This window comes from Margalitia sp. FSL K6-0131, assembly GCF_038008735.1.
Classification (GTDB): Bacteria; Bacillota; Bacilli; order Bacillales; family Bacillaceae_C; genus Margalitia; species Margalitia shackletonii.
The window spans coordinates 1,197,193-1,221,783 of record NZ_JBBOZS010000001.1; the positions used below are offsets into that span (position 1 = coordinate 1,197,193).

A 24,591-nucleotide genomic window follows, 5' to 3' on the forward strand; every position below is an offset into this window, starting at 1 on the left:
CATTAGGAGCGAGGGAGTTATTTTTCATAAAAAGGAGTTAATGATTATGCATGTTTTAAATCAAAATCGGCTAAGACCTGTCTCATTTTCAAATGTGGTGATTAACGATGCTTTTTGGTCCCCACGAATTAAGGTTAACCGTGAGCAAACCATTCCGCACCAATATAAGCAATGTAAGGAAACAGGAAGGATTGATGCATTTAAGCTGGATTGGAAGCAGGGAATGGACAACGAACCTCATATTTTCTGGGATTCTGACGTAGCAAAATGGATTGAAGCTGCAAGCTACAGCCTTGCCACCCATCCAGATCCGGAACTAGACCGTCTAGTCGACGAAGTAATTGAGTTGATTGCATCGGCCCAGCAGGAAGATGGGTATCTAAATATTTATTTTTCAGTTGTAAAACCTGGAATGAGATGGACAGATTTGCGGGATGCGCATGAATTATATTGTGCAGGACATTTAATAGAAGCTGGTGTTGCACACTATGAAGCAACAAGGAAACGAACTCTCCTGGAGGTTGTTTGCAAATATGCAGATCATATTGATTCAGTATTTGGGAGGGAGGAAGGTAAATTACGGGGATACTGCGGTCATCAAGAAATCGAATTGGCTTTGATCAAATTGTATCATGCCACTGGGGAAGAACGTTATTTAAAATTAAGCCAATACTTCATTGATGAACGGGGACAAAAACCTCATTATTTTGAGCTAGAAAAGAAAGATTCAACAGGATATTTTGAAGATATAATGCGCTATATGGATAACCTTAAAGAGTATAACCAGTCTCATAAGCCGGTCAGAGAACAGAGTAAAGTGGTGGGGCATTCCGTTCGGGCAATGTATATGTATACAGCAATGGCAGAATTGGCGGGAGAGACTGGAGACGCTTCACTTTTAGAAGCATGTGAGCGGTTATGGGAACATCTTCATTTAAAAAATATGTTTATTACAGGCGGAATTGGATCGACAGGAAAGAACGAAGGCTTTACGTTTGATTATGACCTTCCAAATGAAACTTCCTATGCGGAAACATGTGCATCTATTGGGTTAGTTTTTTGGAATCATAGGATGCTGCAGTTGGAATGTGAAAGCAAATATGCGGATGCGATAGAACGTGCTCTATTTAATGGAGTCATTAGCGGAGTGTCTTTAGATGGGAAAAAATTCTTTTATGCCAATCCGTTAGCGAGTGTCGGAGATCGTCATCGAAAGGAATGGTTTGGGTGCGCATGCTGTCCGCCAAATATTGCAAGACTACTAGCTTCACTGGGAGGATATATTTATTCTCAAAGTCCAGATGACATTATTGTTCATCAATACATCGAAGGGGAGGCAATAATAAATATTCATGGGCAACAAGTAAAAATAGGACAAAAGGGCAATTATCCATGGGATGGCCACCTAACCTTCTTACTTGGATTGGAACATGAAGACAAATTTGGTCTCAAACTGCGCATTCCGGGTTGGTGTAAGAATGCAGAACTTAAAGTAAATCATGAAAGGGTTAATATCCTTCAAAATATGGATAAAGGATATGTTTATCTTGAGCGGCTATGGAAGGATGGAGATATCATCGAACTAGATTTATCCATGCCTATTGAAAAGGTCTATTCTCATCCAAATGTTAGGCAAAATGTCCATCACACAGCCATTCAAAGAGGCCCTATTGTGTATTGTATCGAATCGGCAGATAATATGGAGCATTTGCAAAGGGTAATGCTGCCAAATGATGCGAATCTGACTGCCATTTACGATGAATCGTTACTTGGCGGGGTCGTAAAAATTTTGGGTGATGCAGAGGTATTAGATAGTCATCAATGGGAAAATAGTTTATATCGCACTGAAAAACCAACTAGCAGGCCATATCAGATAACCGCTATTCCGTATTATGCATGGGATAATCGCGAATCAGGACAAATGCGTGTTTGGATACCAGAAAAGGAGTAAATTGGATAGGGGGTTTCATACATGACGGTGAAAACCAATGTGAAAACAAAAGCCAATCCATTTGCTTTGAAGGATGTCTCCATAATAGGAGGACCCTTTAAACATGCAATGGATTTAAACAAGAATTATTTACTGCAATTGGAACCAGATCGATTGCTAGCCAGATTTAGAGAATATGCTGGACTCGAAATAAAAGCGCCTCAATATGAAGGTTGGGAGGCAATGAGTCTTTCAGGTCATACACTTGGGCACTATTTATCAGCATGCTCCATGCTCTATGCATCCCTTTCCGATGAAGCCTTCAAGCAAAAGGTAGATTATATCGTTGATGAGGTAGAAATTTGTCAAAATGCACATGGAGACGGATATGTATCTGGAATTCCACGGGGCAAAGAATTATTTTTGGAAGTAGCTTCAGGGGATATACGGTCAAAGGGATTTGACCTGAATGGCGGATGGGCTCCATTATACACTATTCATAAGCTGTTAGCGGGATTGCGCGATGCCTATCATTTAGCGGAAAACAAAAGGGCTTTGGGCATTGCCTGTAAGTTGGCAGATTGGCTTGATGGTATTTTCAAAGATTTAAGTGATGAACAAATGGAAGAATTGATGATTTGCGAATATGGGGGAATGAATGAAGTATTGGCCGATTTATACGCGGATACAGGTGATGATAAATATTTACATCTAGCAGAACGTTTCTGGCACCGTCTTGTATTAGACCCCTTATCACATGGGCAAGATAGTTTGCCTGGGAAACATGCCAATACGCAAATTCCAAAGATTATTGGTTTAGCGAGACAATATGAGTTAACGGACGATGAGAAACGAAAAAACACCGCCGAGTTCTTCTGGAATCGGGTAGTGCATCATCATTCCTATGTAACAGGCGGAAATAGTTTTGGAGAGTATTTTAGTGAGCCCGATATGTTAACGGATCGCCTTGGTGCGCATACAACAGAAACATGCAATACTTATAATATGTTAAAACTGACCAAGCATCTTTTTGAATGGAACGGTTCTGTTGAAGCAGCTGATTATTATGAACGAGCGCTATATAATCATATTTTGGCATCTCAAGATCCCCTTGAGGGTGGAGTTTGTTATTTCGTTTCTCTAGCAATGGGAGGCTATAAAGCTTACAACCATAAATTTGATCACTTCACATGCTGTGTAGGTACGGGTATGGAGAACCATGCCAGCTATGGAAGCGGTATTTATTATCATCATGATGACAAGTTATACGTGAGTCAGTATATCGCCTCTTCCCTTAATTGGAAGGATAAAGGAGTAACGATTACTCAAGAAACGGATTATCCTGAATCCAATAAAATCCTGATACGGGTGAATGGTGAAAAAGATGCTGAATTCACCATGTGCATCCGTTATCCGAACTGGGCGGAGCAGGGGATTCAAATCAAGATTAACGGCAAACAGAAAACAATTGAAACATCGCCAGGTCATTTTATTGAAATTAAACGTTTGTGGAGCAATGACGATAACGTCGAAATTAGTATTCCCTTCTCATTGCGACTTGAGTGTTTGCCGGATAATCCAAACCGGGCAGCGACTATGTACGGTCCGCTTGTTCTAGCGGGTGAATTAGGACCTGATCAAGATCCTGAGGCAAAAAGTTATTTATATACCCCTGTCATGATTAACAATAATCAACCTTTATCCAATTGGGTACAGCCTGTTGAGGGGAAAACGAATACTTTTCGCACGGTGAATACAGGATATCCAAGAGAAGTAGAATTATATCCATTTTATCGAATGCATCACAAAATGTATTCCGTCTATTGGGATCTGTTTACCAAGGAAGAATGGGAAAAGGCAGAAAAGGAGTACAAAAGAGCTCGTGAAAAAATGCGTATTCTTAATGACTGTACAATTGATTTTGTCCAGCTTGGTGAAATGCAGCCGGAGCGTGACCATCATTTTCAAGGTGAAACAACAAGTGTTGGTATCGTAAATAATCGAGCATTCAGACAGGCGGGTACAGACGGTTGGTTTTCTGTCGATATGAATGTTGTCACATTGTTAAAGGAATCGATCAAGCAAGATTTAATGCTTGTCATAACATATACTTCCGCGCATGAAATTTCCAATTGTAAATTTGATATTCTACTAGATGGAGAAAAAATGCAGGATGAAAAAGAAGGCATTGTAGAAACAGATAAATTTTATAATGTGAACTATGATCTTCCTCTACAAAGGATTGAGGGGAAAGAAAAAGTTACGGTTACGTTTAAAGCAAATCCAGGTCATAGAGTAAGGAGAGTTTTTGGATTAAGAATCGTCAATAAAGAAGAATATGCATTACTAGGTTTAGACCAGTAATAAATAGAAAACAACCTTTTAATATAAAAGGTTGTTTTTTTGAGGTTAGATTCTACTTGCTTTTAATCGTTTCCACCTTTTGGAATGCTTTATTACATAAATAATAGAGAATATATGCTATTAAGCTAGCAATTGCAAAAAAGGAAATCGGAATAAAAAATATTAAAACACCTGATATGCCTATAATCAATATTCCCAACAGGGACGTAACAGGTTGACTAATCGAAAAGAAGAAGGCATTTTTTATCAAACCTAGCCAGCTAGTTTTATAATGAACCATAATCGGAAAAAGAAAAATCGAAGTAAAAACAAAGAGAATCCCAATAAAAATTAGTGGAGGGAATATGATGTATTTCAAGGTATCGCCCATATGGAAGCTCACGAAAATATTAAAAGTAACCATGGCAGCCATGAAAAACCAGGCTATTTCTATTAAGATACCTTGCTTAAAATTATCTTTAAAAAGAGTATAGAAATGCTTTGTAATACTAGGCTCATCTTTTCTTACCCAACTGCGAACGACTCCAAACATTGCAGCTGTAGAGGGGAAAATAGTAACAATGGGCAGACAGAAAATAATCCATAATAAATTTAATAGAAGAAAATCGGTTATTTTATCAAGAATTCGGTAGAACCTGCCATCAATATTAAAGACGTTCATTCCTTCCCTCCTTGAAAGATTAATGTTTATTGCCTTAATCATATCAAATTCACCATATATTTTTCAATATTTAGAATAGAAAATCAACATATCAACCTGCTTTTTAAAAAGTTAATAAAAAAGAGGATCTTTATTTGGAAACAAGCGAAGCACAATAGAAATTTTTAGTTATACTAAAAAAAATATTATATTACTTAAAAATGTATTGAAAATTTAGTCTATTATGATAACATATACATTAATAATTTTAGTAATACTATAATTATTTATGATTTCACTAAAAATTTTATTAAAGGAAAGGACAATTATGGTAGAAATTCATACAAAAATTCGCGAATTACGACAACAACAGGGACTCACTTTAAAAGAATTAAGTGAAAATACCAATTTGTCTGTTGGATTTCTTTCTCAGGTAGAAAGAGGTACATCTTCTCTTGCTATTACATCGCTTAAAAAAATTGCCGATTCGTTAGGGGTTGAGATGTCCTATTTTTTTCAACAGGAATCAAGCAGTAATTATGCTGTGACATTAGAACATCAAAAGAGTTTTGAAGTAGAAGGAAATGCAACCAAATATGTTAAATTAAGTGGCAGCTTTCCGGGAAGAAATCTGGAAAGTATGTTGGTTACTTTACGACCGTTTCAAAAAGATACTCAATTATATAGCCATCCCGGAGAAGAATTTCATTATGTTGTTAAAGGAAAGCTCATTATCCGAGTGGATAATCAAGAATACATGCTGAATCCAGGGGAGTCGATTCATTTCCCATCAGAAAAGGAACATCAATGGGAAAACCCTTTAAATGAAGAAACCGTTCTTTTAAGTGTGTTAACTCCGGTACTTTTTTAGTATTGGAGTCTTAAATATATAGATTTTTAATGAGAGGAGCAGTTTCATGAGAGTTGCTACAGATATTGGAGGTACGTTTACAGATTTAGTGTATGTCGATAATAGTGGTCGCTTTGGTGTTGCGAAAAGTCATACAACGCCCCCTTATTTTGAACAAGGCGTCATGGATGTTATGGAAAAAAGCGGAATTGATCAAAAGTCCATTACAACTTTCATTCATGGAACAACCGTTATTATTAATGCACTGACAGAAAGAAAAGGAGTCAAAACAGGACTTATTACAACAAAAGGATTCCGAGATGTATTAGAGATAGCCCGTGGTAACCGGCCTGACTTGTTTAATGTACGCTATCAAAAGCCTGAACCCTTTGTTAGCAGGTATTTACGCCAGGAAGTAGAAGAAAGAATGAACTATAAAGGGGAAGTATTAATAGAGTTAAATAAAGATCAAATCAGTGATATTATTTCCTTTTTTAAAAGCGAAGGTGTTCAAGCAATTGCGGTTTCATACCTTCACTCCTATGTAAATCCTATACATGAACAAGAAACGGTGCAATATATTAAAGAACTGTGGCCAGAGGTATTTGTTACAGCTTCTCATGAAGTAACCAAGGAATGGCGTGAATATGAGAGAACAAATACCACGGTTTTAAATGCCTATGTAAAACCAATTGCGACATCTTATGTTAATAAGCTCCAGGATAAGCTAAATGGGCAACAGACTGAAAGTAACAATTATATCATGCAGTCTAATGGCGGAACAACGACATTTGAACAGGCGAAGGAACTTCCAATCAATATGGTGGAGTCAGGACCTGTAGCTGGCATTTATGGTGCAGCTGTATTGGGAGAAATTATTGGAGAAAAGAATATTATTGCCTTTGATATCGGTGGTACAACAGCAAAATGTTCGCTTATAGAAAAAGGAGAGGTCAAAGTATCCACCGATTATTATATTGAGCGTGACAGTCGTCATGCTGGATACCCTATCAAAACACCAGTTGTGGACATCGTAGAAATTGGAAATGGCGGAGGTTCCATTGCCTGGATTGATGAAGCTGGTTCGTTAAAAGTAGGACCTCACTCTGCCGGGGCTCTACCAGGTCCCGTTGCATATGGACAAGGTGGTACAGAACCAACTACGACAGATGCAAATCTATTAACAGGTAGACTTTCTCCAAAGAATTTCGATTATGAAGTAGATATGAAGAAAGTAAGAGAAGCAATTCAAACCAAAGTGTCCAATCATTTTAATATGTCCGCCGAAGAAGGTGCTCTGGGCATTATTCGAATTGCAAATTCCAATATGCTTAATGCACTGAAACTAATTTCCATTCGGAAAGGGTACAATCCACGTGAATTTACTCTTGTAGCCTTTGGTGGAGGGGGATCCATGCATGCCGCCGCACTTGCTCAGGAATTAGGAGTAAAGAAGGTCGTTGTACCAGTGGCATCTCCTGTATTCTCTGCCTGGGGCATGTTAATGACGGATTTAAGACATGATTATATTCAAACGCAAATTAAGCGCCTAAGTGAAGTGGATGTTGGTGTACTTAATCAAAACTGGATCAACTTAGAATGTAAAGCATATGCTCAATTTGAGCAAGAGGATGTTCAAAAAGAATCTGTATTATTTACAAGATTCCTAGATATGAGATACCTTGGCCAAGAACATACAGTAAAAGTACCGGTGCCGAATGGTGATTGGAAGGAAGAAACTACACTTGAAATTATCGAAAGATTCCACCAACTCCATGAAAAAAACTATTCGTTTAAGCTTGAGAATGCTCAAACAGAAATCGTGAATATGCACTTAACGGCATTTGGACAAGTACAAAAACCAAGTTTAGAAAAGAAATTTATAACAAGTGATTTGAGAGAAGCCTTAAAAGAAGTAAGACCCGTATATTTTGAAGGTAAAGGCTGGGTAGATACCAATATTTATGATAGAGATAATATTCCTACAATGCAACGAATGGAAGGTCCTGCTATTGTAGAAGAAAAAGCTTCCGTAACGGTTATTTATGATGGTCAATCACTGCAAGTAGATGAATACGGAAATCTTATCATCGATACGGGGGTGGAATAAAAATGGTGACAGCTACTAAAAAAATTGATCCATTTACATTGGAAATTGTAAAAGATTCTTTACTTGCTATTGGAGATGAAATGTTCATTGCTTTAGCCAGAACATCCATGAGTCCAATTATTTATGAAGTTTTAGATTATGCCAGCGGATTAACAGATGCGAAGGGAAATTTACTCACACAAGGAAATGGTGTAACTGGATTTATCGGAATGCTTACTTTTATGGTAAAGGAAACGTTAAATAAATATGGTGAAAAGGATCTAAAGCCTGGCGACATTATTATTATTAATGACCCATACAAAGGCGGAGGTTCTCATCTTTCTGATGTCGGTCTTGTCATGCCGATTTTTCATGATGGTGAAATTGTGGCATTCTCAGCAAATAAAGCACATTGGACAGAGGTAGGAGGAAAGGATCCTGGTTCTTTCACAAATGATTCCACGGAAATCTTCCAAGAAGGTTTGCAATTTCCTTGTGTGAAATTGTTTGAAGAAGGGAAAGTGAACCAAGCCATTGTCGATATTATTGAGTCAAATGTCCGTTTTCCGGATCTTTCATTAGGAGATATGTGGGCGCAAGTAGCTGCACTTAAAACGGGTGATAAACGTGTGAGAGAACTTTGCGATAAACATGGAAAGGAAGTTGTACTCGCATCCATTGAGCAATATTTAAATCATGTCCGTGGAAGTCACCCGCAAGTTCCGGGATCTATTAACTGTTCACTGACTGGATTAACGTCTGCTGTGCGAACCATCTTCCTTGCGATTACCAATCCGTCACAAGATGTGAACGATGGTGTATTCCGCCCATTAAAAGTGATTACAGATAAAAAATCCATCTTGTCGGCTGAGCGTCCTGCACCTGTCTCTAACTATTTTGAATCTATGCTTGTCGGAGCTGACTTGATATGGAAAGCATTGGCTCCATATTTACCAGAACGTTTATCAGCGGGACATTTAACATCTGTATGCAGTGTTACATTATCCGGCTTGCATCAAGATACAAATGAACCATTTCTTATTGTTGAACCATCTGTTGGTGGGTGGGGAGCTGCCGAAGGGCAAGACGGAGCCAGCGGCCAATTTTGTATTGGCGATGGAGAAACCTATAATGTACCAGTTGAAGTAGCAGAAACAAGATATGGTGTTATGTTAGATGAATATAGCTTGCGTATCGATGGTGCTGGTGCAGGAGAATACAATGGAGGGAAAGGAGTAATCCGTTCCTACCGTGCTATGACAGACGGACAAGCTGCAACTATTACCTATGGCCGACATATCAATCCACCATGGGGCTTTAACGAAGGACATAATGGTTCCACCAATCAATTTTATGTAGAAAAATCCAATGGTAAGGTGGATGGACCATATGGTGTATTTCCGCGGTACCCTCTTCAAAAAGGGGATGTAATCAAGCTTATGACAGCAACAGGCGGTGGATATGGAAATCCACTTAATCGCCCAGCAAAGAAAGTGGCAGAAGATGTGAAAAACGGCTATATAACGGTAGCACAGGCCGAAGAAGTTTACGGTGTTTTGGTCAATGAATCCACCTTTGAATATCAAGAAACGAACAAAAGAAAAAACTAAAGGAGGATTTTGAAAATGAAAATTTCAAAGGTTACGAAAGAATTTAACAATGAAGCAACGAATCATATTCTATTTCAACATATTGATAACGAATCCGTTGTAAAAATGGGGTATGTTACCGTCCCGCCGGGGGAACGAGTACCAAAAGAGGGATTATCCTGTCATGATGAAGACGAATATTCTTATATTTTAAAAGGATGTATGACGACCCAAAGCGGAGATGAGGAAATTAAAAAGGTAGCCAAAGGAAGTGCAACATTTATTCCTGCAAACGAAAAACATTGGGCATTAAATGAAGGGGAAGAACCGTGTGAAATTGTCTATGTATTGGTGAAGCATAAATAATTCATTTGCTCGTGCCAAAGGGCACGAACATCAAATAAAAGGGGAAATGTAAATGGAAGATGCAAAAGGAATGAAGTCGGTTGGTAAAGATGAAGCCTTATTAGCGGTTCCGTTAGCACAACGCCAGCATTGGATGACACCGGCCATGATTTTTGGTGGTCTAGAATTTACTATCCCAGTTTTAATGATTGGTGCAACTTTAAGTGGATCCTATGGAATGGGTAATATCTTTTGGATATTAGCAATTGGGTTAATTTTTTTCCAATGGATAGGAAATAGCATTCAAGGCTATATTGGGGCAAAAACGGGGAGATCTTCTTCCGTCATTGCCAGATCAAGCTTTGGGGCAGCGCAAGCCCGTTTTATTGTTGGACTAACGATTTTTATTGTTTCCCTAGGATGGTGGGCTTTACAGACCGCTGTTGCAGGAAATGCAATCTCCGCAATGTTTGGAGTTGATTATGAAAAACAATGGGGATTATGGGCAGTTATCACTGTAATTGCCGGATTAATATTTGCGATACCTTCTATTATTGGATATTCCTCAATGAAGTGGACTGATTATATTGCCGTTCCAGCAGGATTAGCACTTATTGTAGGATGTATTTTCTATGCACTTAGAAATACCGGCTTTGACAAAATCACTTCTTGGCATCCTGAACCAAAAATCACTTTTTTAGCCGCAATTAGCCTAGTTATTGGGGCAAATGTTTCACAATGGGTAATTGCTTCCGACTATACCCGGTATGCAAAACCAAAATGGAAGGATAATATTCTAATTCCATTAGGCATTGTAGCAGTTGGTTTCCCATTATTTTATGTGGGCTCCATTATGTCCGTTGGGGTTGGAGATGCGGACATTGTCAATGTTATGTTGAAATTAGGCTTTCCACTCTGGGGATTTTTAGTTTTATGGTTTGCAACCTGGACTAGTCAGTTGGTCAATAACTATAGTATGGGACTAGCTCTGGCCAATATGTTCAATATCAATTCAGGAAAAGGAAGGGCACTGCTTACATTATTAGGCACAATCATTGCCATTTTTATTGCATTAGCTGGTATACTAGATTATTTTACAGACTTTTTATATTTAACAGCTCTTATATATCCAGCTATTGGCGGTGTTATGATGGCTGACTTTTTCCTGATTAGAAAGCAGCAATTTGTCGATCACAAGGGCTGGAATTGGATGGCTACTATTGCGCTGGTTGCCGGTACGGTTGTTGGGTATTTAACGCAATATGTTTACGAATTTGGGTTGCCAGCAGTTCAATCCATTATCATTTCAGCATTCATTTATTGGGTTGCAATGAAGATCAAAGCAAAAGTAAAACCAGATCATTTTACAGAAGTTCATTTAGATCAAAATAGAATGGAAAGCGAAAAGATTGTATGACTGATTATTCGAAATATATTCTATCACTTTTTAAAACCTCGGGAAATCGGGGTTTTTTTATTGTTAGAAATTATCATTACAAAAAAATAATATTTTTATTTATCGTAAATCTGGCATTAAAATTGCATGTTACTACGATAGGTTTTTGAAACAAATTATGGAGGTGAAATAGCTTCATTTTGGTTCGACCAAATATAAAGAACTATTTCACAGCTTATGTAAATGGTTCAATTTGAAAGGGAGGAAATGAATGATGTCTTTTTAGATATAGTTAACGCTATGGCAAATAATAAATTCCCTTTTGTGAAGGAGGAATAACAAATGAACACTAAGCTACAAACCCTGAAGCAATTTTTAATATCTCAGCAAATTGACTGCGGACTTATTACATCAAGACATAATATCTTTTATTTATCCGATTTTGATTATGATCCTCATGAACGATTTATTGGTATTTTTGTTTTTCAAAATGGGGATCCGCTTATTGTTACTCCGGCGATGGAAGTACAAATGGTGAAAGAGGCAGGCTGGAAATACGAGATTATAAGCTATATTGATACAGATAATGTTTGGAATCTTGTAAAGAAGTGCCTTGAACAAGTAAAAACGATAGCAGTGGAAAAAAACAAAATATCTTACTCCTATATTGAACATCTAGTAGACATTCATCCCACCCTGCAACTTTCATCACTAGATGAACAACTGGACAGTATGCGCTTAATAAAAAATCAAGTAGAAATTGAAAATCTACAAAAGGCAGCTATTTACGCAGATATGGCAGTTAGATTCGGAATTGAGGCATTGGAAGAAGGCGTTTCAGAAATAGAAGTGATGGCTAAGATTGAATATTCCCTAAAGCAACAGGGGATTCGAGAGATGTCGTTTGCACCGACCGTTTTATTTGGTGAAAATGCTAGTAATCCACATGGAGTCCCAGGAGAGAAAAAATTAAAAAGAGGGGATGTAGCTTTATTTGATTTGGGTGTGAAATATAAAGGGTATTGCTCCGATATTACGCGAACAGTTGTATTTGATCATGTGACAGAAGAGGTAAAGAAAATATACGGGATTGTTTTAGCAGCAAATGAAGCTGGGATACAAGCATGTCAACCTAATAAGCGCATGGGAGATCTTGATGTGGCATCTCGTATGATAATAGCTAATGCAGGATATGGAGATTATTTTCCGCATAGAATCGGACATGGATTAGGCATAGATATCCACGAAGAACCATCCATTACCGACCAAAATGAAGGGATTTTAAAACCAGGAATGGTTATAACGATTGAACCGGGTATTTATATTAATGATGTTACTGGGGTTCGAATTGAGGATGATGTCGTAATTACGGAAAATGGCTGCAAAGTTTTGACTCAATTTCCTAAAGAATTGCAAGTTGTAAAATCAAGTAAAGAAAATTTATCTATTTAGTGTATTATCGAAGGTCCCTTCGAAAATATATGTTTAATAAAAGTCTATATTTTTATACAGTGTACAAAAAAATAAACATATTCTGCATCTTTAAAAAAGAACTAGTGTTGTATTATTATAATTTATTTTTGGCATAATTCTTGCAATAAATATAAATGAGATAAATGGAAGGAGAGTGCTTTTTTTGACTGTTCAAGTAGCATTAAAGCCAAGGGTAGAGGAATTTTTAAAAGGTCCAATTGGTTTGTTTATTAATGGTGAATTCGTCTCATCTGTCAGTGGAAAAACATTTGAAACGGTAAATCCTTCAACGGAAGAGGTTTTAGCGGTTGTAAGCGAAGCGCAAAAAGAGGACATTGATCTTGCGGTAAAGGCGGCACGTCGAGCATTTGAACATGGGCCATGGCCGCAAATGAGTTCGGCAGAACGGGCACATATTATCTATAAAGTAGCAGATTTAATGGATGCTCATAAGGAAGAGCTAGCACAACTTGAGGCACTTGATAATGGAAAACCTTATCATGTTGCTTTATCCGATGATATCCCAGGAACTGTTGAACATTTTCGTTATTATGCGGGATGGGCAACGAAAGTGATGGGCCAAACAATTCCTATTTCGCCAGACTATTTAAACTATACCCGACATGAACCAGTAGGGGTAGCCGGTCAAATCATTCCTTGGAACTATCCATTGCAAATGGCATCGTGGAAACTTGGTGCAGCTCTTGCGGTAGGATGCACAGTTGTCCTGAAGCCGGCAGAGCAAACACCATTATCCTTACTCTATGCAGCACAATTGTTTAAAGAAGCAGGATTTCCAGATGGGGTAGTGAATTTTGTACCTGGCTTTGGTGATCCGGCTGGGGAAGCGATTGTGAACCATCCGGATATCGATAAAGTAGCATTTACTGGTTCTACAGTCGTCGGAAAATCGATTATGCGAAAAGCTGCTGATACAATTAAACATGTGACACTTGAACTTGGGGGGAAATCTCCAAATATTATTTTGGAAGACGCGGATCTCTCTGCTGCTATTCCAGCTGCGTTTAATGGTATTATGTATAACCATGGTCAAAATTGCAGTGCTGGCTCACGGATATTCGTTCACCGAAAACACTATGATTATGTTGTAGAAGAACTATCTAAAATGGCTAAACAAGTAAAGCTGGGACCAGGAATCGAATCCACGAGTGAAATGGGCCCGCTTGTTTCGAAAAAACAACAAGAACGTGTTTTGAACTATATTGAAAAAGGAAAAGCAGAAGGAGCAAGAATTACTGCCGGTGGAAAGGCGCCATTTAGCAAAGGGTATTTTGTAGAGCCAACCATTTTTGCAGATGTAACAGATGACATGGTAATTGCACGTGAGGAGATTTTCGGACCTGTTGCAGTCGTGCTGCCATTTGATACAGTGGAGGAAGTAATTCGGCGAGCAAATGATTCATTGTATGGCTTAGCGGCAGGAGTTTGGACAGAAAATATTAAAACAGCCCATTATGTAGCTAATAAATTGAAGGCTGGTACTGTTTGGATTAACGATTATAATATTGAAAATCCAGCCTCACCATTTGGTGGGTTTAAACAGTCTGGAGTAGGTAGGGAAATGGGTTCTTATGCATTGCAAAATTACACAGAAGTGAAGAGTATTTGGGTTACATTGAAATAATAACTGGAATAAAGGACGGGAAATCCTAATCTCCTAAATATTTGACTAGTTCATAGAATAAGACATTGATGACTATTCAAAAAAATGCCGTAAACCTATATTGTACAGGGTTACGGCATTTTTTAAATCCTACCTCTATTTTCTATTTAGATAAAAAATATCCCCAAATGGGCAATGCTATTAATTCGAATACGAGTAAAATGGTAACAATAGAAGACGGAAAACGGTCACCAAACATCACTTTTCTAACAGAGTCGAAAACAGAGGAACGGTTCTTTGTTTCCTTTAAGGAAAAAAGAACCGTCCCCTTGTTTTTGATTAGGAAATTTCTTGATAAACTTTTTCTAACCTTTCGCGTCCATCCGTTATTCCCGGGTGAAATTGAATACTCGCGTTGTTTCTCGTTGTATGTACGTTTAGAATTGCGTCACGCAAATGTTCTATGGTTTCTTTATTGTTTGGGAAAGCACGGTTTACGATGGAGAAACCGGCCACATTTCCTTGTGCTATTGCCACTTTTGCACTCTCAATTCCTGTTATGTTCCCTGCAACATAAAGTCCGTCTAACATCGTTTCCATTTTTTCATTATGCACGGGTACATGTCCTCCTAATTCAGGAATGAATTGAAATGGACAGCCGGCAATAGCTGCAAGTTCAGCAAGCGGGTAAAGACCTCCTGCAATACAGACAAAGTCTACCTCCATTTGTTGGGCACTTTCTTCTATTATGGTCCCATCCGGTCGTACATCACATATGGTCACAGATTCTACTTGATTCTTCCCATTAATTTGAGTTACGCATTTTTTCAAATGAATGGGCATATCCCACATTTTAATCCCTTTTTTCGGAAGAAATTTCAAGGCAAGACCCTGCATCCAACTGGATTTTACCAATTTACTCCCCATACGAATAAAAGCGGAAGGAGCAAGATGAGAGATACGAAGAAGGGATTCCATCACTTTTTCTGGATGCCCAGCATCTTTTGTAATGTGATTAACAGCAGGGAGCGCCATACATGCAATATCGATTCCCGCAAGCTGCAATTCGCGAGTGATAGCAGCAGATAACACATTAATTCCTACAACCACTCCTTTTTTACCGACTCGTACGCGATGGACATTTGCCATGACTTGAGCCGCACCGATGGACATTACTCCCGGCAGTGTCCAACCAGGGATGGGTACTGGGGTTTCCGCTGCTCCAGTTGCCAATAATAGATTAGCAGCTCTAAAGGTTTCTTGATTTGTATGAATAGACCATATACCATCTTGGTTATTAATATCATGTACGGAAACCCCGCAACGAATATCAACTCCAAGTTGTTCGGCACGGGAAGACAGCTTTTTTGCTTCCTCGATTCCATTCCACCAGGTTCCATCCGGTTCTTGATGAAGTTGACCAAGAAGTCGCCCACCGGGTTTGATAAATTCATCCACAACCACGACTTTCAATTGATACTCACGACAAATATTAGCAGCGGATAATCCGGCAGGTCCAGCTCCGATAATAACAACATCAAACATGAAATTTTCCTCCTTCCTTTTCAAGATGCTTGGAAAGCTCCTTGACAGGTGAAGGTAGTTGTTTGCCGCTTTCAATATCCATCCCTTGCTCAATTACAGTTAAACATGCACGCTTGCTTGGAACACCGTTTACACTAACCCGACATTCGAAACAATGTCCAATATTGCAATAAATTCCCCTTGGGGTTCCTTTTTCCTCATGGACGCGAAGAGTTCGAATCCCATTTGCCAAAAGAGCTGCAGCAATCGTCTCGCCTTCATACCCTTCATAAGTTGTACCATCAAATTGGAAAGTTACTTTTTTTCGGTCCGTTAAAGAGCCAAGTACAGGATGCTCGATAATTCGATATTCATTCATCATTTTTCATTCGCCCCCTAATTCACCAAAGGATACTGGTCTAACAGGCGGCTGATATTTTAAGGGAATAGAATCTTGATTTTCTTGTCCACTTATTTCTTTCATAATGGCATCAATAGCAAAACGACATGTACGACCACCGCAAAATCCCATTCCTGCTCTTGTTCTTAATTTTAGCTCCCTTGCAGAACAATGATATTGTTTAGCTGTGTCTGTTAATTCCCCGAGAGTCACCTCTTCACATCTGCAAATAATCAACGATGAGTCCATTCGCTATTCCTCCTTTTCATTCTTTTGATATACATGCAAGAATTGTTCCAAAAATGAAAAGGATTCATATAGAAAGGTTAATATTTTTCGAGAATTTTTGTTTTAGATTAAATGTTCAACTTTTTCATACGATTATACAAGGTTGCTCGTGATACACCTAACGTTTGCGCGGTAGCTTGCTTATTATTGTTTTCTTGTTTTAATGTTTCTAAAATAATGTTCCGTTCATATTGCTCAAGCTGGTCTGCTAAAGGTATTCCTTGGTAATGGTTAGAAAAGGGATTTTCTTTATGAAAAGGAATTCCTGTTTGTTTACTTGTATCATTATGGAAAGGAAGATCTTCCCGTTTAATTTCACCGTTACTTGAAAAGACAACTAATCTTTCCACGACATTTCGAAGCTCACGAACATTCCCCGGCCAATCATGCTGGAGCAAATCTTGCATAACTTGTTGAGGAATGCTATGAATAGGTCGCTCATATCGAAGGGAAAACTCATGAAAAAAGTGGTGACTAAGTTCGATTACGTCTTCTCTTCGTTCTCGTAACGGAGGGATATTAATATTTACGACATTTAAGCGATAATATAAATCTTCTCGAAATTTGCTTTCATGGATCATCGCTTGTAAATCTCGGTTGGTGGCCGCAATAATACGAAAATCAGCTAATACTTCCTTTGTTCCTCCAATAGGGAAGAAACGTTTCTCTTGTAATACCCTTAATAATTTCACTTGCAGATCTAAAGGCATTTCACCGATTTCATCTAAAAATAGAGTCCCACCGCGTGCCATTTCGATTTTTCCTTTTTTTCCACGTAAATCAGCACCTGAAAATGCCCCTTTTTCATAGCCGAATAATTCACTTTCAAATAACGAGGCAGGGATGGCTCCGCAATTAATTGCGATAAAAGGTGCATCTTTACCTTCTCTCACTTCGTGGATGGCCTTTGCGAACACTTCCTTTCCAACGCCGCTTTCACCAAGTAATAGAACAGGTGCCTTCGTAGTGCACACTTTTTTCGCCCGATCAATCGTTTTTTCTAAACCGCGGCTATTTCCTTTTATTGCTTGAAAAGGATCATTCGAAGGTGCCAGTTTACGATATTTTTTCTCAAGATCATGCATTTTTTCTGACATATAGAACAATTCCTGATTTAGACGAACATGTCTTGTAATATCTGTTTCGGAAACAACGGCTCCAATAATTTTTTTATCTAGATATACTGGTGCCGCGTTTATTAGGACAATTAAATCTTCACGTGCCTGATGTTGATGTTTTGATATCGTTCGTCCTGTCCTTAAGGTATCGATAATTTGTAAATGTTCTAATTTGAAAAATTTAGTGATGGGGTTCCCGATTACTTCTTCTTGTGAATACGAAAAAATTTCTTCCGCTTGTTTTGTCCAAACTTTTACAATCTCGTTTTCATCAATAGCTGTTACGGAGGTGTCGATGGTTTGTAAAATCGTATGAAAATAGGCTGCTAAATGTTGATATTTATAAAGAAGCTTTGTACAAAATGAGTAAAGTGAAATGTAGCCTACTACATTTCGGTTCTCATTTTCAATAATAATCATGTTATCTTTATGCAACAGTTTTATAAGTTTAGAGATGTCTGGAAGCACCTGCTCTTGTATTACAAGGCATGGCTTCCATTCTTGAAGTGAGGTTAAGTAAAAAAAGTGATCTTCTTTACGTTGGATAACACAGTCGTAATTATTCAGAAGTTGAATATCTTGATTCTCCTCGAAAATGAGAAAATCATTTCGAATGAATTCTGTTATTGAAGGTGAAAATTCATTCATCCCAATCCCTCCTTTTAAAACTGTATAAGAATTAAGACAGTATATAAAATATTTTACACGAATGACCTGAAGATACAAATAATTTAGACAAATATATTAAAGGAAATAATAGTGGTGATTGGCACGAATCTTGCAATCTATAATTTCAGACTCTCTTGGGAGGAGGTACATAATGGAGGAAAGCAAACATGCGGAAGTCATTATTATTGGTGGCGGGATAATGGGAAGTGCGATTGCTTACTATGTTTCGAAATCAGGCCTAGATTGTATTGTCCTAGAGAAAGGGGAACTTGTAAGTGGCACGTCATCAAGATGTGATGGAAATATATTGGCAATTGATAAAGACCCAGGCTTCGACAGCCAAATGTCTTTAAAAAGTCAGCAGTTAGTTGATGACTTGAGCAGGGAGTTGGATTTGCCTTTTGAATACCGTGCACCGGGAAGTATTTTAGTATGCGAATCAGAGGATGAAATGATTGCTGCTAAGAAATGGGTGGACCGTCAAAAAGAAGCAGGATTGCCCTTTAGGATGTTGGACCGCTCAGATATTAGGCAAGAGTCTCCTTATTTTGCGGAGGACTTATTGGGTGGCCTAGAGTGTGCGACAGATTCTACGGTGAATCCGTATTTACTTACCTACTCTCTTTTTGATAAAGCACAAAAACAAGGGGCAAGAATTTTTATACAGACAGAAGTGAAAAACATTATAAAGAGGGAGTTTTTTACGATTGAAACGACTAACGGCACTTTCACCGCTAAAAAGGTAGTGAATGCAGCGGGAGTGTGGGCACCTTATATTGGTGAAATGGTAGGAGTTCAAGTACCGATAAAGCCGAGAAAAGGGCATATCATTGTTGCTTCACGGCAACAGCCAGTCGGACTGCGTAAGGTGATGGAATTTGGCTATTTGATTTCGAAATTTGGCGGCAAAAGACAAGTGGATAAAGAAACGGAAAAATATGGAGTAGCGTTGGTTTTTGAACCAACGGAAAGCCAGAATTTCCTTATTGGAAGCAGTCGTCAGTTTGCAGGTTACAATACGAAAGTCGATATGAATGTGGTCAGATGTATTGCCAGAAGGGCGATTCGTTTTTATCCGCAGATGGCTGATATGATGGTAATTCGCAGCTATGCCGGATTGCGACCGTGGACAGAGGATCATTTACCAATTGTTTCCCATGTAGAAAAAGTACCGGGATATTATATTGCAGCAGGGCATGAAGGAGATGGTATTAGTCTAGCGGCTGTTACAGGTAAATTAATAGATGAACTAATTCGTGAGCAATCAAATACTATTATTCCTTATGAACCGCTCCGCCATGATCGATTTACAGAAAGGGTGAGTGTTCATTGAAAGCAGAAAAAGTATTTTACACAATTGATACCCATACTGGCGGGAATCCAACACGTACAGTTTTAAGAGGGATACCTCCATTAAAAGGTCATACGATGGCAGAAAAGATGCTGTATATGAAAGAGCATTATGATTGGATTCGCACCTTTTTAATGTATGAACCTCGTGGACATGAAGTAATGTCCGGAGCTTTAATGGTGGAGCCTTGTCATCCTGAAGCTGATTTTGGTGTGATTTATATTGAGACCGGCGGATATCTTCCGATGTGCGGGCATGACACAATTGGTTTTTGTACGGCATTAGTGGAAGCGGGATTAATAGAAATTAAGGAGCCCCAAACCCATCTTACTTTAGATACACCTGCGGGACTTGTGGAAGTAGCAATAACGGTTGAAAATGGCAAGGCAAAAGAGGTGACATTTTGCAATATCCCAGCGTTTTTACTTAAAACGGTAGAGGTTGAAGTTACTGGTTTAGGTGTTGTGACATGTGATATAGCATATGGCGGTAATTTTTATGCGATAACAGATGCACGAAAACTAGGTCTTGATCTCTCTCCGGAAAATGGGTCAACGATTATATCAACAGCGATTCAAATTCGGGATGCGATTAATGCGTCTGTGGAAGTGATTCATCCGGAGTCACCGTTTATTCACGGTTTAACCCATGTTGAGTTTTTTACCGATCCAACTGACAAAAAGGCAGATGTAAAAAATACTGTTGTTGTACCTCCTGGCGGTATCGACCGTTCTCCATGCGGAACTGGAACATGTGCTAAAATGGCAACTCTCTTCCACTATAAAAAGCTCGAGGTAGGGCAAGAATTTGTTCATGAGAGTATTGTCGGGTCGTTATTTAAAGGAAAGATTGTCAAACTTGCCAAAGTTGGCGAGCTAGATGCGGTTGTGGCGGAAATCACCGGTTCTGCCTGGGTGATGGGAATGCATCAATTTTTTTATCAGCCAAAGGATGAATTAAATGATGGATTTCTATTAATTCCGCCAATGAAGGGGCATTAAATGTAAAAACTCTGTTTAGAAGGAGGGATAAAAGATGGAGTTTCATCAACACTTTTCAACGATCGATACCCATACTGCAGGAGAACCGTTAAGGATAATAATCAGTGGGGTTCCCGATATTAAAGGAAATACCATGTTAGAAAAGAGACAATATTTTACGGAAAATCTTGATCATATCAGGCAGATCCTTATGTATGAACCACGGGGACATCATGGAATGTATGGGTGTATTGTTACACCACCCGTTAGTGAGAAAGCTGAGTTTGGTGTTCTTTTTATGCATAATGAGGGTTTAAGTACGATGTGTGGACATGGAATTATAGCGGTGGTTACGGCTTTAGTTGAAACAGGGAGACTTCACATATCACCGGAAAAAGAGACTATTTTGATAGATTCTCCTGCCGGCTTAATTACAGCAAAGGTCTATTTTGAAAATAATGAGGTTCAGTCAGTAGCATTTTTGAATGTACCTTCTTTTGTATATAAAAAAAATTTAGTCCTTACTGTTGGGAATAGAGAAGGTCAAATTGACGTCGCATACGGAGGAGCATTCTATGCGATTGTCACAGCTAGTGATTTTTCCCTCTCATTAAATATTGAACAATTGCCAATGATTCAAAAGACAGCAAAACAGATTAAAGAGGCCATTGAAGACAAGCTTATGGTACAGCATCCACTAGAAGACGGTATTTCAGGCATATACGGTGTGATTTTTACAGATAAAGCTCATCGCCCAAATTCAGATTTACGAAGTGTAACTGTATTTGCCGACCAGCAAATTGATCGTTCTCCGTGCGGGACAGGAACATCTGCCCTTTTAGCCAGTCTTTATGAAAATGGAAGAATAGCAGAAAATGATTTATTTGTAAATGAAAGCATTGTTGGAAGTCAATTAAGTGGTAAATGTGTAGGAAAAACAATGATAAAAGACTATCAAGCTATTATTACAGAAATTAATGGAAGGGCTTTCGTTACGGGGCTTCATCAGTTTTTTGTAGACCCGAGTGATCCGCTTGCCGACGGGTTTCTTTTAAAATAAATAACCATTAAAAATAAGGAGGAAGATCAACATGTTTAAGGAATTTAAAGGAGCTTATCCTGTCATTATTACCCCAATGAATAGTCAGGAGGAAATCGATTGGGAAGGTTTAAAAAGGAATATTGAGCATTTCATCAGTGAAGGTGTCGCTGGGCTTGTTATTAATGGAAGCACAGGTGAATTTGTGAGCTTATCAAAATCAGAACGTTTTAAAGTTGTTGAAACGGCCGTTGCTCAAATCAAAGGTCGTATTCCGCTGCTTGTAGGCACAGCTGCAGAAACGACGAAAGAAGCCATCGAATATACACAGCAAGCCGAAGCTGCAGGAGCAAGCGGTGCCCTATTAATAAATTCTTATTATGCTCACCCAAAGGAAGAAGAAATCTATGAACATTTCAAAGCAGTAGCAGGGGCAGTTAATTTTCCCATTATGATTTATAACAACCCATTTACATCGGGTGTGGACATTAGTACAGAAACAATTCTCCGCGTTGGCCGTGACATTCATAATATCACTCATGTGAAAGAATCTAGCGGTGACATCCGTAAAGTCCGGGATATTTCCAGACAAGGAAAGGGCTTCATCAAAACATTCTGCGGCTCCGATGATTTAGTATTAGAATCCTTCTTAGTTGGTGCGACAGGATGGATATCAGTAGCTGGAAATGCAGCACCAAAACTAGTTACTAATCTTTTTGAAGCAGCTGAAAACAATGAACTAGAGAAAGCCTGGGAGTTGTACGATAAAATTCTGCCTCTTTGCCGTTTTATCGAAGAGTCCGGAAAGTACGTGCAAATCATTAAACGCGTAATGGATTTGAAAGGCTTAGCTGGAGGACCTTCACGCAAACCACGTTTGCCATTAACACCTGAAGAAGATGCAAAACTACAAGGTATATTAGAAAGTTTATTCGTCATACAAAAATAAAGCCATTTTATAGAGAAGGTGTCGAAGCTTCTTCTCTTTTGACAGAAGATTTTTGTCGGCTTTAGGTCAAATGACGTCCAAAGTGGAAGTTAAAGTTAAACTTCCACTTTATTGCATCATTTTTTGTCATAGCATGAACAAGGGCTTTACGCTTTTGTTGCTACACCTGCAATGGACAAGACTTTGAAATATTATGAAGAGTATACGGGATAACTGTCTTTAATAAGCTAGAGTTTGACTATATGGTGGGGGATAGAAAGGATCTTCCACTGATTGCCATTTATAATCACCAATCCATTTCATTATTAAAGGGGCGATAAACATGTCAACACAAGGAAAATTTAAACGACAGCTTTCTCTGTCAGATCTTACTTTTATAGGGTTTGGAGCGATCTTTGGTTCAGGGTGGCTTTTTTCCGCCAGTCATGTCGGAGCACTTGCGGGACCTTCGGGAATCCTTTCATGGGTTATCGGTGGAATAGCCATTCTATTATTGGGACTAGTTTATTGTGAGCTTGGCGCTGCCATACCTAGAGCTGGTGGCGTTGTTCGTTATCCTGTCTATTCCCACGGTCCGCTTATGGGGTATCTTATCGGGTTTATTACTTTGATTGCTTATTCAAGTCTTATAGCGATTGAAGTAGAGGCGGCACGACAATATGCTGCAGCCTGGTGGCCAAGTTTAACAAAAACGGGATCAAGCTTACCAACGATGTCCGGTTGGATTGTACAATTTGCGTTATTATGTATTTTCTTTCTTCTTAATTATTGGAGTGTAAAAACCTTTGCAAAGTCCAATACAATTGTAACTGTCTTTAAATTTTTCGTTCCAGCGCTAACCATTGTTGTTTTGTTAACACAATTGAAATCAGCGAACTTCACCATTCATGGATTTGCACCATCAGGTTTCTTTGGTATCGAATCTGCCATCTCTACTGGAGGAGTAATTTTTGCTTATTTAGGATTAACCCCTATTGTTTCGGTTGCAAGTGAAGCAAAAAATCCACAGCGAACCATTCCAATCGCTTTGATATTGTCTGTAGTTCTCTCGACAATCGTCTTCTCGACAATCGTCTATGTACTGTTGCAGGTAGCCTTTTTAGGAAGTATTCCTACAAATATGCTAACAGGCGGCTGGTCAGGAGTTGGGAAGGAATTTAGTCTTCCATTCAAGGATATAGCAGCTGTATTAGGACTTGGATGGCTCGTGTACTTTATTGTATCAGATGCCATTATTTCTCCCAGCGGGACAGGAAACATTTATATGTCTACTACCCCTCGTGTAGTATACGGATGGGCTCGCAGTGGAACTTTGTTTAAAATTTTTACTAAAGTTGATGAAAAATCAGGAATTCCGCGTCCAGCAGTTTGGTTATCCTTTATTTTGTCCGTCTTCTGGACATTGCCATTTCCGTCTTGGGAGGCCTTAATCAGTGTTGTTTCAGCAGCTCTCGTCTTAAGCTATGCGATCGCTCCTATTGCGGCTGCATCTTTCCGTCGTAATGCACCTGATTTACCACGTCCATTTTATTTAAAGGGTATGGTTATTCTCGGTCCTCTTTCATTTATTATTGCAACCTTAATCGTGTACTGGTCCGGTTGGAAAACGATTTCCTGGCTCCTTGGTTCACAAATTGTTATGTTCATTATCTATTTATTCTTTAAAAAATGGGTACCTACTAAGACTGTTAGCTTCAAACAACAAGTCAAATCATCCATGTGGCTGGTCTTTTACTATGCATCCATCATTGTTATTTCCTATTTTGGACTTTTCGGAGGCACGGAAGCTATAAAACATCCTTGGGATCTGCTTATAGTAGTCGTAATTTCTATCATTACATATTACTGGGGAAGTCGAACAGGTCTTCCAAAAGCGGTATTCGATGATGATGCTGTAGATATATCTGAGGAACTGCATTCCACAAAAAATGCTGGCTAAACGAGTTGTGAGAAACATTTTGTCATTTTAGTAT

General features: G+C 38.7%; 19 protein-coding genes. 14 read left to right on the plus strand and 5 right to left on the minus strand.

Annotation, left to right across the window (positions count from 1 at the left end):
* Positions 1-46 precede the first annotated feature (46 nt).
* Together NSQ59_RS05825 and NSQ59_RS05830 are read left to right on the plus strand one after the other, a co-directional pair.
* Positions 47-1,951, plus strand: a complete 1,905-nt coding sequence (locus NSQ59_RS05825) for a glycoside hydrolase family 127 protein (RefSeq protein ID WP_055738574.1) — start codon at positions 47-49, stop codon at positions 1,949-1,951.
* 21 nt (positions 1,952-1,972) lie between these two features.
* On the plus strand, positions 1,973-4,294 hold the full coding sequence (locus NSQ59_RS05830; protein ID WP_340830027.1) for a beta-L-arabinofuranosidase domain-containing protein: 2,322 nt from the start codon (positions 1,973-1,975) through the stop codon (positions 4,292-4,294).
* Between the two features lie 52 nt (positions 4,295-4,346).
* Here NSQ59_RS05830 and NSQ59_RS05835 read toward each other — a convergent pair whose 3' ends face one another.
* Complete coding sequence (locus NSQ59_RS05835; RefSeq protein WP_340830028.1) at positions 4,347-4,955, minus strand: YesL family protein; 609 nt, start codon at positions 4,953-4,955, stop codon at positions 4,347-4,349.
* Positions 4,956-5,262: 307 nt separating this feature from the next.
* On the opposite strand from NSQ59_RS05835, the gene NSQ59_RS05840 reads away from it, so the two are divergent.
* The 7 genes from NSQ59_RS05840 (at position 5,263) to NSQ59_RS05870 (ending at position 14,321) form a co-directional block, all read left to right on the plus strand.
* Complete coding sequence (locus NSQ59_RS05840) at positions 5,263-5,805, plus strand: helix-turn-helix domain-containing protein (protein ID WP_340830030.1); 543 nt, start codon at positions 5,263-5,265, stop codon at positions 5,803-5,805.
* 46 nt (positions 5,806-5,851) lie between these two features.
* On the plus strand, positions 5,852-7,894 hold the full coding sequence (locus NSQ59_RS05845; RefSeq protein ID WP_340830032.1) for a hydantoinase/oxoprolinase family protein: 2,043 nt from the start codon (positions 5,852-5,854) through the stop codon (positions 7,892-7,894).
* A gap of 2 nt (positions 7,895-7,896) precedes the next feature.
* On the plus strand, positions 7,897-9,483 hold the full coding sequence (locus NSQ59_RS05850) for a hydantoinase B/oxoprolinase family protein (RefSeq protein ID WP_340830034.1): 1,587 nt from the start codon (positions 7,897-7,899) through the stop codon (positions 9,481-9,483).
* Positions 9,484-9,498: 15 nt separating this feature from the next.
* Positions 9,499-9,828, plus strand: a complete 330-nt coding sequence (locus NSQ59_RS05855) for a cupin domain-containing protein (protein ID WP_340830036.1) — start codon at positions 9,499-9,501, stop codon at positions 9,826-9,828.
* A gap of 52 nt (positions 9,829-9,880) precedes the next feature.
* A complete protein-coding gene (locus NSQ59_RS05860; RefSeq protein ID WP_055738580.1) occupies positions 9,881-11,224 on the plus strand; it encodes a purine-cytosine permease family protein in 1,344 nt (447 codons plus the stop codon).
* 321 nt (positions 11,225-11,545) lie between these two features.
* Positions 11,546-12,655 (plus strand): M24 family metallopeptidase, encoded by a 1,110-nt coding sequence (locus NSQ59_RS05865; RefSeq protein ID WP_340830040.1) that lies wholly within the window; start codon positions 11,546-11,548, stop codon positions 12,653-12,655.
* Positions 12,656-12,839: 184 nt separating this feature from the next.
* Entirely contained in the window at positions 12,840-14,321 is a 1,482-nt protein-coding gene (locus NSQ59_RS05870; RefSeq protein ID WP_340830042.1) for an aldehyde dehydrogenase family protein, read from the plus strand.
* Positions 14,322-14,639: 318 nt separating this feature from the next.
* Here the strand turns inward: NSQ59_RS05870 and NSQ59_RS05875 are convergent, their stop codons facing one another.
* The 4 genes from NSQ59_RS05875 to NSQ59_RS05890 form a co-directional block, all read right to left on the minus strand.
* Positions 14,640-15,845, minus strand: coding sequence for an NAD(P)/FAD-dependent oxidoreductase (locus NSQ59_RS05875; protein ID WP_340830044.1), 1,206 nt, complete (start codon positions 15,843-15,845; stop codon positions 14,640-14,642).
* Entirely contained in the window at positions 15,838-16,203 is a 366-nt protein-coding gene (locus NSQ59_RS05880) for a (2Fe-2S)-binding protein (RefSeq protein ID WP_055741139.1), read from the minus strand. The genes NSQ59_RS05875 and NSQ59_RS05880 overlap by 8 nt, the downstream gene beginning before the upstream one ends.
* Positions 16,204-16,209: 6 nt before the next feature.
* The gene (locus NSQ59_RS05885) at positions 16,210-16,473 is read right to left on the minus strand and encodes a (2Fe-2S)-binding protein (RefSeq protein ID WP_055738589.1); all 264 of its coding nucleotides are present in this window, start codon (positions 16,471-16,473) and stop codon (positions 16,210-16,212) included.
* Positions 16,474-16,580: 107 nt separating this feature from the next.
* Positions 16,581-18,278, minus strand: coding sequence for a sigma-54 interaction domain-containing protein (locus NSQ59_RS05890; protein ID WP_340830049.1), 1,698 nt, complete (start codon positions 18,276-18,278; stop codon positions 16,581-16,583).
* Between the two features lie 172 nt (positions 18,279-18,450).
* Here NSQ59_RS05890 and NSQ59_RS05895 point away from each other — a divergent pair, with 172 nt between their 5' ends.
* From NSQ59_RS05895 to NSQ59_RS05915, 5 genes are all read left to right on the plus strand, one after another.
* Positions 18,451-19,632, plus strand: coding sequence for an NAD(P)/FAD-dependent oxidoreductase (locus NSQ59_RS05895; RefSeq protein WP_340830051.1), 1,182 nt, complete (start codon positions 18,451-18,453; stop codon positions 19,630-19,632).
* Complete coding sequence (locus NSQ59_RS05900) at positions 19,629-20,651, plus strand: proline racemase family protein (RefSeq protein WP_055738591.1); 1,023 nt, start codon at positions 19,629-19,631, stop codon at positions 20,649-20,651. Before NSQ59_RS05895 ends, NSQ59_RS05900 begins: the two co-directional genes overlap by 4 nt.
* A gap of 34 nt (positions 20,652-20,685) precedes the next feature.
* The gene (locus tag NSQ59_RS05905; RefSeq protein WP_340830055.1) at positions 20,686-21,690 is read left to right on the plus strand and encodes a proline racemase family protein; all 1,005 of its coding nucleotides are present in this window, start codon (positions 20,686-20,688) and stop codon (positions 21,688-21,690) included.
* Positions 21,691-21,721: 31 nt separating this feature from the next.
* Entirely contained in the window at positions 21,722-22,618 is an 897-nt protein-coding gene (gene dapA / locus NSQ59_RS05910) for a 4-hydroxy-tetrahydrodipicolinate synthase (RefSeq protein ID WP_340830057.1), read from the plus strand.
* 322 nt (positions 22,619-22,940) lie between these two features.
* Complete coding sequence (locus NSQ59_RS05915; protein WP_340830059.1) at positions 22,941-24,557, plus strand: APC family permease; 1,617 nt, start codon at positions 22,941-22,943, stop codon at positions 24,555-24,557.
* The last annotated feature ends 34 nt before the right edge of the window (positions 24,558-24,591 follow it).

Coding starts and splice junctions, on each gene's coding strand:
- NSQ59_RS05825 (WP_055738574.1), top strand. CDS start 47: ATGCATGTTTTAAATCAAAATCGGCTAAGACCTGTCTCATTTTCAAAT.
- NSQ59_RS05830 (WP_340830027.1), top strand. CDS start 1,973: ATGACGGTGAAAACCAATGTGAAAACAAAAGCCAATCCATTTGCTTTG.
- NSQ59_RS05835 (WP_340830028.1), bottom strand. CDS start 4,955: ATGAACGTCTTTAATATTGATGGCAGGTTCTACCGAATTCTTGATAAA.
- NSQ59_RS05840 (WP_340830030.1), top strand. CDS start 5,263: ATGGTAGAAATTCATACAAAAATTCGCGAATTACGACAACAACAGGGA.
- NSQ59_RS05845 (WP_340830032.1), top strand. CDS start 5,852: ATGAGAGTTGCTACAGATATTGGAGGTACGTTTACAGATTTAGTGTAT.
- NSQ59_RS05850 (WP_340830034.1), top strand. CDS start 7,897: ATGGTGACAGCTACTAAAAAAATTGATCCATTTACATTGGAAATTGTA.
- NSQ59_RS05855 (WP_340830036.1), top strand. CDS start 9,499: ATGAAAATTTCAAAGGTTACGAAAGAATTTAACAATGAAGCAACGAAT.
- NSQ59_RS05860 (WP_055738580.1), top strand. CDS start 9,881: ATGGAAGATGCAAAAGGAATGAAGTCGGTTGGTAAAGATGAAGCCTTA.
- NSQ59_RS05865 (WP_340830040.1), top strand. CDS start 11,546: ATGAACACTAAGCTACAAACCCTGAAGCAATTTTTAATATCTCAGCAA.
- NSQ59_RS05875 (WP_340830044.1), bottom strand. CDS start 15,845: ATGTTTGATGTTGTTATTATCGGAGCTGGACCTGCCGGATTATCCGCT.
- NSQ59_RS05880 (WP_055741139.1), bottom strand. CDS start 16,203: ATGAATGAATATCGAATTATCGAGCATCCTGTACTTGGCTCTTTAACG.
- NSQ59_RS05885 (WP_055738589.1), bottom strand. CDS start 16,473: ATGGACTCATCGTTGATTATTTGCAGATGTGAAGAGGTGACTCTCGGG.
- NSQ59_RS05890 (WP_340830049.1), bottom strand. CDS start 18,278: ATGAATGAATTTTCACCTTCAATAACAGAATTCATTCGAAATGATTTT.
- NSQ59_RS05895 (WP_340830051.1), top strand. CDS start 18,451: ATGGAGGAAAGCAAACATGCGGAAGTCATTATTATTGGTGGCGGGATA.
- NSQ59_RS05905 (WP_340830055.1), top strand. CDS start 20,686: ATGGAGTTTCATCAACACTTTTCAACGATCGATACCCATACTGCAGGA.
- dapA (WP_340830057.1), top strand. CDS start 21,722: ATGTTTAAGGAATTTAAAGGAGCTTATCCTGTCATTATTACCCCAATG.
- NSQ59_RS05915 (WP_340830059.1), top strand. CDS start 22,941: ATGTCAACACAAGGAAAATTTAAACGACAGCTTTCTCTGTCAGATCTT.